Origin of the sequence: Roseburia sp. OM03-7AC (assembly GCF_003462625.1) — a bacterium.
In the GTDB taxonomy this organism is placed as follows: domain Bacteria; phylum Bacillota; class Clostridia; order Lachnospirales; family Lachnospiraceae; genus Roseburia_C; species Roseburia_C amylophila.
This window is the reverse complement of sequence record NZ_QTZJ01000016.1, coordinates 1-8,384: the sequence shown is the minus strand read 5'-3', so window position 1 is coordinate 8,384 and position 8,384 is coordinate 1. Positions and strand designations below refer to the sequence as shown.

Sequence of the window (8,384 nt, the reverse complement as noted above, 5' to 3'; positions counted from 1 at the left end):
CCGGTGGTCAATGCTGTTTTAAACCAGAAGTACCGCAGCATGCAGGAGAAACACATAGCGGTTATCCTGAAAGTAGGGGATTTGCAGGAGATCTGTCTGGAAGAGGAAGAGATTGTGATCCTGCTCTCCAATTTACTAGATAATGCAATCCGGGAGAGTGAAAAGGTACTGAAAAATACTGGAAAAGCGGTCATTCATCTGAAATTAGAGTGCGAAGATCATAAACTGATATTTGCGGTAGTATGAACAGACAATGATATTCTGTATTTTAGAAATATAATATTTTTCTGTAGGATCAAATAATGTTAGCTTTGATGTTATTGGAGCGTCACCGGAAGAATGATATGGTTATGCAGGTCCGGTAGGAAAGAGTGGACTAGAAACAGCTAATGATGGAGAAACTTGGTGGGAGAAACGTCATAAGCGGTTGGAGGAATTTATTGAAGAACAGATTGAAAAAAATCAAAAGGAACATTTGATAAAACGTAAACAAATGGAAGATGTATATAGAAGTCGGACATATGAAAGTAAACAAAGACTGTCCAATCTATTGAATAACTCAAATGCTAACAGTGATAATGTCAATATTCAGTCATTGGTGTCAACAGCAGCTTCTAGTTATGAAAAGAGCATTGAGATGGTATCTCATGATAAAATCTGAATTATTACATGATTATAATCAAATTATTGGATGAACAATAATTTTGTTTATAAAATATTAGAAGAAGGAGGTTGGTGATATTATGAATATATTTTTTAACAGCCGAATAAATGCTAATCAGTCATTGCTTAATGTTCTGTTTGGTCAACAGCAAAAAGCGGCAAGCAGTCAAAACACTGGTTGTAGAGGCACAAGAGATACCTTAACGATAAGTGCATCGGGAAAGGAAAAACTGACAAAAAGTACAAGTGGAAGAACACATAATACAAGTATTGACAGTAGCATTGACTTAAAGTCCTATATAGCTTCAGCAAAAAAAACGAATCAAGAGCTCATTGAGAATGCAGGAACACAGATTAATGCGAAAACAAGTGAATATATGAGTACAGGTAAAGCATTTAGGGCGGCATTAACGGAAAAGTATTCTAAGCTTGCCGCAGAAGCAAAAACACATTTTAACCCAGAAAATTATATTCATTCCAAGTATTTTGATAAGAGTTCAGAGTATTACGAGACTAATTTGACTGATACAGAACGTAGGATTGCATATAATTATGAGATGCAGATGTGCCGGACAGGAAAAATAAATGGTGTAAATTATCAGGATTCTTTGTTCAGGGGAATTGAAGTAGACGGCGACAGTGTAGATTCGGATAAAATCCAATTTGAAAGAGCATTGGTAAATTCACAGATTTCAAATATTTTAAAGCAGGCTGGTGTAGATACATCTTCTATTACGAAAGATTGTACTTTTACTGTCGATCCATACAGTTACGAGATAACGGTAGATGGCGTGGATGAAGAAACAAAGGTGTTGATGCAGAATGCTTTAAATGTAGGTAATAATGGGAAAAATCTCTATAAGCATATCTATTATTGCTCAACACAAGATGGCTGTGAGAGTTCTCAAGTAACAGAGGAATCAAAGATGAAATACGAAGCATATCATCAGGTTTATAGTTATACAGGATATGAATTAGACAAACTTGAGGAAAAAAATGGGACATATTATACGGAGTCGGGAGAGAATATATTAGACTTAGTGGATAGTGCAGTTGAAAGTTCCGGAAAAGTTCCGAAAGAGTTTAAGCAGCAAATGAATAATTGGATACATGACCTGGTTTCAACTATTTCAACCAGAGGATGGAACAATGTGCCAGATATGACTTTAAGCATTTTATATGGAAAGAGCAGCTTAAAGGATATGAACCAGTTGATTACATACCAGTATGAAGCTGATCGTATGAACAGACAATGGTATTCTGTGCTTTAGAAATATAATATTTTTTTGCAAACTGGTTGAAAAATTACGAAAAAAGGAGAACCCTGTATGAGAATTGGAATCATTCAGAATCATAGTCAGTATAAGAATATTTGTGGTAATTATACATATCATATGCCGGCTCCGGTATGCCAATCAAAAATGAAGGACTTAGGTGATGAATTTGTTCTGACGGAAAAAATGATGGAGACAATAATCTTTATCGTAATGCTTTTACGGGGGCATCTACAAGTGCAACAGTAAAAGGATACGGTTCGGGAGTTGTGGATTTATCGTTATTGAACATTGGCACCAATAAGAACAATCGTTTTATTGGTTTATTGAGTAATGACAGGGATGAGGAATATCGTCTGGCTGGCTATGTAGAGGAATTAGATCGTTTTTTGAATAAGGTATCAAATGGGAACGTAACAGTAGATGATTTATGATGTTCTGGCTTATAAAAAGGAAAATGGGACGATTCCAAGATATCAGATTCAGATGGATGTGGGAGGCAATTAAAATAAGTAGTATAGGAAGTCAGTAGTGCATGAATAAACTGCTGACTTCTTTTTTTGATAGATACAGTCACTCCCAGGAGCGTGTGCCGGATAAAACAAATTAACAGGAAGCAGATAAAGCGATATATGTGATATTCTATTTCACAACAAAAAAAGGTCTGTTCACAACATGGTGGCTAGCTATTTAAAGAACTTTTCCGATATTATAAATATAATTGTATGTAAGTAAGGAAGTGACAAGATGCAAATAGCAATCTGTGATGATGAAAAATCTATAGGATTGATATTAGAAGAAAAAATAAAGAAATTATTGCCAGATGCAGTAATAGATAAATATTTATCTGGTGATGAATTGATTGCAAGTGGTTGTGAGCCGGATATTCTATTTTTGGATATTCAGATGCCAGGAATGGATGGAATGGAAACGGCAAGGATTCTGCGTCAGAAAAATGAAAGAATGGTATTGATATTTGTAACTGCTGTGGAGGAGTATGTTTTTCAGGCATTTGATGTTGCAGCATTTCATTATCTGGTGAAACCGTTTTCAGATGAAAAATTTGAGGAAGTTGTGAAACGTGCAGTCAGAAGCATTGAAAAATATTCTGAAAATCAATCGGATGAAAAATACATGATGGTGCAGTCCGGAGGAAGCCATATGAAAGTGTTTTTGAAGGATATTGTGTATGCTGAGGTATATAATCGAAAAGTCATTATCCATACACGGGATACGAATATTGAATATTATGGAAAATTGCAGGAACTGAGTGAAATTGCGGGAGCAGATTTTTTTCGTACACACAGAGCCTACCTCGTACATTTCAAATATGTTCAGAAATATGATGCAAATTGTGTGACGATGGAAAATGGAACTGCATTGATTGCAAAACAGAATTATTCTGAGTTTGTAAAACAATATTTGAAATATAATCAGAGGAAAGGAAAAGAAATCGGATGAGTTTGGTAGAAAAATGCTGGATGGTTACATCGAAAATTTCTGTTATCGCACTCCTTATGATTACAGGAATCTATTTTGGAAAATTTGTTTGTCCCTATATAAAAAAGAAAAAAGGGGCTGTGGCAGTCAGTATTGTTTATATTACGATTATGCTTGTTTTATATATGATTCCGCCACAGATTGATAATTTTTCCGCATATCTGATTGGAGTTATAGCAGCGTTTCTTGTGATGTATGCAGAGGACAGAAGAAATATATATCAGAAAATATTTCTTGCAATTACGTTCTTTTCTATCCGATGGTTAACGGTTGCAATGGCAGCCAGACTTGATGATCTTGTTACAAAAGCACTTGTATTTCGGAATATGAGTGCAGAAAAAGTGTGGTTGCAATACGGACTATATGTTGGAACCAGAGTTTTGGATATTGTACTTTGTATTGCTTTTATTGCGGTTGCAATAGGACTGATCAATAAAGCGTATATATACAAAAAAGATGAAATGAGCATCAAAGAGATGGTAATGCTTATTATACCTTCACTTGTAGGCGTCACTGGGTATGGCATTTTACAATATTATCTCATGATATACGAAAGAGATACTGGAAAGAACTTGATTGTTACATATGGATTTTATGGAGCTTTAAGCTTTTTACACTATCTGATTTCCATAGTTGCTATTCTTGTTGTGATTGTAATGTTTCAAAACTGGAAAGAGATGCAGGAAGAACAGCGGGGACAAGAGCTGGTATTAAATCAGATCAGTGACATGAAAAAGCATATCGGGGAAGTCGAAAAGTTGTATCGGGATATCCGCTCCATGCGCCATGATATGGGAAATCATATACAGACACTGGAACATCTGGTGGCACATAATAATATGGATGATGCTACAGAATACTTGGAACATCTGAAAAATGAATGGGACGAGGTATCTCCGGAAATAAAGACAGGAAGTCCGGTAATTGATGTCATTTTGATGGAAAAGCTGAGAGAAGCAAAAGAAAGGCAGATTCGGTTTCTGTCGGATTTTCATTATCCGCAGAATACGAAGTTAAATGCATTTGATCTGAGTGTGATCATGAATAATGCCTTGAATAACTGTATGGAAAATGTAAGTGGAGATGATCCGTATATCAGTATTTCTTCTTTTCGGAAAAACAGTATCTTTATGATAACCATAAAAAACAGTTTTGGGGGTCAGCTTAATTTTGGTGATAGCGATTTGCCAGAAACAACCAAATCTGGGAGGGAACATGGAATGGGTTTGAATAACATTCGCCGGGTTGCCAGAATGTATATGGGAGATATATCTTTGGAGCAGGGAAATGAGGAAGTAATCCTTAGCATTATGATGCAGGTAGAATAAAGAAATAAATTGGCACTATGTATTTTGTAAATTACAGAAATTACAGAAATATGTAGTGCTTTTTTTGCGCAGGTAGCGATGAAAATATGTTGCTTGCAACAATATTTGAGGAGCACTGCGACAGTCTGAAAAGCATTTTCAGACTGCTTCACAACGAAAAAAGGGCGGTTCACAACATCACGGTTTATTGTGAAGAAAGATATGCCGAAAGAAAAAATAAAGAGAAATCATGTTATACAGATTTTCAGGAAACGGATTTCAGAGTATTAGCTCAAGGAGGACAACGAAATGATGAAAATTAATGGATTTAACGGAACGAATACGCAGACAGGAGCAATAGGAATGGCACAGGCGAATGATTCTGTGAGTAAAAATATTCAGAATCAGATTGCAAATGCACAGCAGAAATTGCAGGACTTATCATCAAATGAAGAACTGTCATTAGAGGATAAGATGAAGAAACGTCAGGAGATACAACAGGAAATTACAAATCTCAATCAACAGTTAAGACAGCACCAGATTGAACAGAGAAAGGAACAGCAGAGTAAAAAATCATCTATGGATGATATGGTGGCTGGTACAAAAAATACATCTGCAAAGAAAGGAACAGGCTTGTCACAGGCAGGTATGCGGGCAATGATTTCCGCAGATTCATCTATGAAGCAAGCAAAAGTGCAGGGTAGTATGGCAACACAGATGGAAGGAAGAGCCGGTGTGCTTGAGTCTGAAATCAAGCAAGATGCTGGAAAAGGCAATACCGAAAAGAAAGAAGAAGAACTGGCAGATTTGCAGGCAAAAGCGCAGTCTGCAACAGCAGCACAGATGTCTTCACTTTCAGATGCAAATAAATCTATGGAAGAAGCAGCAAAGGCAGACAACCGTACAGATGCAGCAGAAACAAAGAAGAATCAAACTCAGAAAGCAGAGAATACACAGGAAAATGCAGATACGACAACAGATGCATCAGAGAATGCAGATGTCAAAATAGAAACAGCAGAAACAATAACAAATCCAGCATCAGAAAGTGGACAGTCGGTAGTATATACACCGATAGATATACGTTTATAGTTCGGAAAGGAGGCTGGTGTTATGTCAGAAATCAAAAGTTTTAGTGATTATACAAGTAAATATAACAGCAATGTAGATTTTTCAGCTTTGTTTAGTGGAACGTCAGATAGTTCATCAGTAGGCAATACAAATATGCTTTCTGATTATGCTGCAATCAAAAATGGAAGCTATGGAAAACTTATGAAAGCATATTATGCAAAACAGGATGCTGAAAAATTATCGGGAAAAGGTGATACTTCACAAAAACTTACCTTGATGAAAACAAGTGCAGATTCTCTGAAAAAATCAGCAGATGCTTTGAATGACTCATCTCTTTGGGAAAAAAAGAAAATAAAAAAGAAAGATGAAAAAACGGGGGAAGAGATTGAGGTAGAGGATTATGACTGGGATAAAATCACCAAGGCAGTAAAATCTTTTGTTGAAGATTATAATGATGTAGTTAAGGAAGCCGGAGAATCTAATACAAAGGATGTATTGCGAAATGCTTCATGGATGACTGGAATGACAGACAAAAACAGTAATATGCTTGCCAAAATAGGTATTACCATAGGAAAAGGAAACAAGTTGGAATTAGATGAGGATGCTTTAAAGCAGGCAGATATCAGTTCGCTGAAAACGGTCTTTACAGGATATAATTCTTTTGTAAGCAAAATATCGCAGAAAGCAACTGGTATATCGAATGCTGCAAACCGGGCGAGTGCAACCTATACAAATAATGGTACATACTCTAAGACGGATTCTTCTTTGACATCGAGCAAGATAGATAAAGAAGTATAGAAAGTGTGGACTAACTTAGGGAGGTTGCTATGAAAGTTCAAGGAAATAGATATATTAATAATCCTGAGATGATAAAAAATAAGGTTGAGAAGCAAAAAACGGTTCCTCAGAATATGATTTCGGAAGATGATGTGACAATCAGTGATTCAGCAAAAAAATTAGCGAAGACTGCCCGTGATAAAGTCTCAGAGTTTCAGGCAATGCATTTTTCATCAATCAATGGAGAGATAAAAGAAATACCGGCAGAATACAAGTGTGAGAATTTGTTTCAATTAGAATTAAAGGCGTCTTCTATTTCAGGAGATCGAAGTGTCTTTGAGGGACATTCTGAGAATCAGGCTGCGGTTTTTGAGAAGTGGATAGATGAAAATGCGGCAGAATATTTATCAGAAGATGAAAGAAATACATTAAAAGAGCAGATCGGCACAATGGTGGCAGCGGTAGATGACTTGAATGCCAGGGAAGGGTATCGTGGTACTTCATTTGAATCGGTATTTTTATTAAGTGCAAGTGAGGCTGGATTAAACAAAATAAATAAAATGTATGTCCCGGAGCAATTACAGGCAGGTTTTTCAGATATGATTGACGAATATGTTCATTTTAATGAGTCGGCACGCAATTCTATCATGGAGAGAATGACACCGGATTATATGGTTGTCGGAATAGGGAGCAAAACAGAAGCTTATAAGTACAAATCAGAAATCATCTCCGATGAGAGAGCTTTCTATACGAATGAGAAAATGGAAATGACCGGTTTGTGTGACAAATTTTTAAATGATGAAATAGATAAGGATTCATTTTATGATGGGCTGAAAGGTTACTTGAATCATTACTATGAAAACAGATATGAATTAAGAAATCAGCCGGGAAGTGTTAGAGAAAAATCAAACGATATGCTGGACAAATTGCAGCATATGTTTGGCGTTTAATGTTGAAAAAGGGTTTGGAGACTAGCTATGAAGACAGTAACAGATGTAAACACAGTAAACCAGCTATTGACATATTCAAAGCAAGCAGAGGCAGGAATACACCAAAAAGCAATACAGATGTTGCTTGGAGTAGGAAATAATAAAAAACAGGACAGTTTAAGTATTTCTGATGCTGCACGAGGCTTTTCAAAGCAATCAATAGCTGCACTGATAGATAAAAATGCGAATATTTCTAACAGTGAATTGGCTTATTATTTTGCAAACTATAATAATTCAAGTGCTATTTTGAATGCAATCAATTTTGGGGAGAATGTTTCCTGTGGATATAATTCTGATTTTAAGGAGTACGGGGTTATTTCCTTTGACCTTAATGGGAGCAGACAGGTAGTACCTAATTATGCAGTACCGAAAATGAATACAAGCACCATGTCAGGCATTTGTGCTGCAAATAATTCTCTGGTACTAAGTAATAAAAGTTATTATTCATGGACAACATCAAGTGGTGGTAAATATACATGGACGGTCAATAATGGAAGGATAGGCTGGGCAGCCTCGGAATCGTTGCTTGCAGAGAATACAAATCAAAAAGGGACAAATTATAAGTGGGAAATGTGTAAGGCAGGCAATATCCTGTCTGATCTGGCACAGGGAAAGAGTGTGTGGGGGTATCTTTACAGCAATGAGGAGGTATTGTCCGTCTGTGAGAAAGTCGGGATTTCTCCGGGATTCTTTTCTATAGAAGCGGGAGCAGGAAAACACACTTATTTATTGCAGGAATCAGGAAAGACCATAAATGTTGACGCAAAGATAAAACAGTTAAATGATATAAACTGGATAGAAATCGG

The 8,384-nt window shown here is 36.3% G+C and carries 11 protein-coding genes; all 11 read left to right on the top strand.

Translation table 11 applies throughout. The annotated features are described in order from the left end of the window. On the top strand, positions 1–246 hold a 246-nt coding region (locus DXB39_RS14315), incomplete at its 5' end, for a GHKL domain-containing protein (protein ID WP_243006055.1). Between the two features lie 497 nt (positions 247–743). After that, complete coding sequence (locus DXB39_RS14305; RefSeq protein WP_117842359.1) at positions 744–1,934, top strand: DUF4885 family protein; 1,191 nt, start codon at positions 744–746, stop codon at positions 1,932–1,934. A 57-nt stretch (positions 1,935–1,991) separates the two neighbouring features. Next, positions 1,992–2,186, top strand: coding sequence for a hypothetical protein (locus tag DXB39_RS14300; protein WP_117842358.1), 195 nt, complete (start codon positions 1,992–1,994; stop codon positions 2,184–2,186). A gap of 35 nt (positions 2,187–2,221) precedes the next feature. Beyond that, positions 2,222–2,371, top strand: a complete 150-nt coding sequence (locus tag DXB39_RS14830; protein WP_158552130.1) for a hypothetical protein — start codon at positions 2,222–2,224, stop codon at positions 2,369–2,371. A 313-nt stretch (positions 2,372–2,684) separates the two neighbouring features. Next, positions 2,685–3,398, top strand: coding sequence for a LytR/AlgR family response regulator transcription factor (locus tag DXB39_RS14295; protein ID WP_055306784.1), 714 nt, complete (start codon positions 2,685–2,687; stop codon positions 3,396–3,398). Next, complete coding sequence (locus tag DXB39_RS14290; RefSeq protein WP_117699208.1) at positions 3,395–4,765, top strand: sensor histidine kinase; 1,371 nt, start codon at positions 3,395–3,397, stop codon at positions 4,763–4,765. Before DXB39_RS14295 ends, DXB39_RS14290 begins: the two co-directional genes overlap by 4 nt. Before the next feature lie 86 nt (positions 4,766–4,851). Next, positions 4,852–5,067: a hypothetical protein gene (locus tag DXB39_RS14965; RefSeq protein WP_055238207.1), complete on the top strand. Its 216-nt coding sequence runs from the start codon at positions 4,852–4,854 to the stop codon at positions 5,065–5,067. Next, positions 5,057–5,833, top strand: a complete 777-nt coding sequence (locus DXB39_RS14285) for a FlxA-like family protein (RefSeq protein WP_199535144.1) — start codon at positions 5,057–5,059, stop codon at positions 5,831–5,833. Before DXB39_RS14965 ends, DXB39_RS14285 begins: the two co-directional genes overlap by 11 nt. Before the next feature lie 21 nt (positions 5,834–5,854). After that, a complete protein-coding gene (fliD, locus tag DXB39_RS14280) occupies positions 5,855–6,610 on the top strand; it encodes a flagellar filament capping protein FliD (RefSeq protein ID WP_117465675.1) in 756 nt (251 codons plus the stop codon). A 29-nt stretch (positions 6,611–6,639) separates the two neighbouring features. Continuing rightward, complete coding sequence (locus tag DXB39_RS14275) at positions 6,640–7,539, top strand: hypothetical protein (protein WP_117686935.1); 900 nt, start codon at positions 6,640–6,642, stop codon at positions 7,537–7,539. Positions 7,540–7,566: 27 nt separating this feature from the next. After that, on the top strand, positions 7,567–8,384 hold an 818-nt coding region (locus DXB39_RS14270; RefSeq protein ID WP_117901611.1), incomplete at its 3' end, for a hypothetical protein.

Coding starts and splice junctions, on each gene's coding strand:
- DXB39_RS14295 (WP_055306784.1), top strand. CDS start 2,685: ATGCAAATAGCAATCTGTGATGATGAAAAATCTATAGGATTGATATTA.
- DXB39_RS14965 (WP_055238207.1), top strand. CDS start 4,852: ATGTTGCTTGCAACAATATTTGAGGAGCACTGCGACAGTCTGAAAAGC.
- DXB39_RS14285 (WP_199535144.1), top strand. CDS start 5,057: ATGAAAATTAATGGATTTAACGGAACGAATACGCAGACAGGAGCAATA.
- DXB39_RS14300 (WP_117842358.1), top strand. CDS start 1,992: ATGAGAATTGGAATCATTCAGAATCATAGTCAGTATAAGAATATTTGT.
- DXB39_RS14305 (WP_117842359.1), top strand. CDS start 744: ATGAATATATTTTTTAACAGCCGAATAAATGCTAATCAGTCATTGCTT.
- DXB39_RS14275 (WP_117686935.1), top strand. CDS start 6,640: ATGAAAGTTCAAGGAAATAGATATATTAATAATCCTGAGATGATAAAA.
- DXB39_RS14290 (WP_117699208.1), top strand. CDS start 3,395: ATGAGTTTGGTAGAAAAATGCTGGATGGTTACATCGAAAATTTCTGTT.
- fliD (WP_117465675.1), top strand. CDS start 5,855: ATGTCAGAAATCAAAAGTTTTAGTGATTATACAAGTAAATATAACAGC.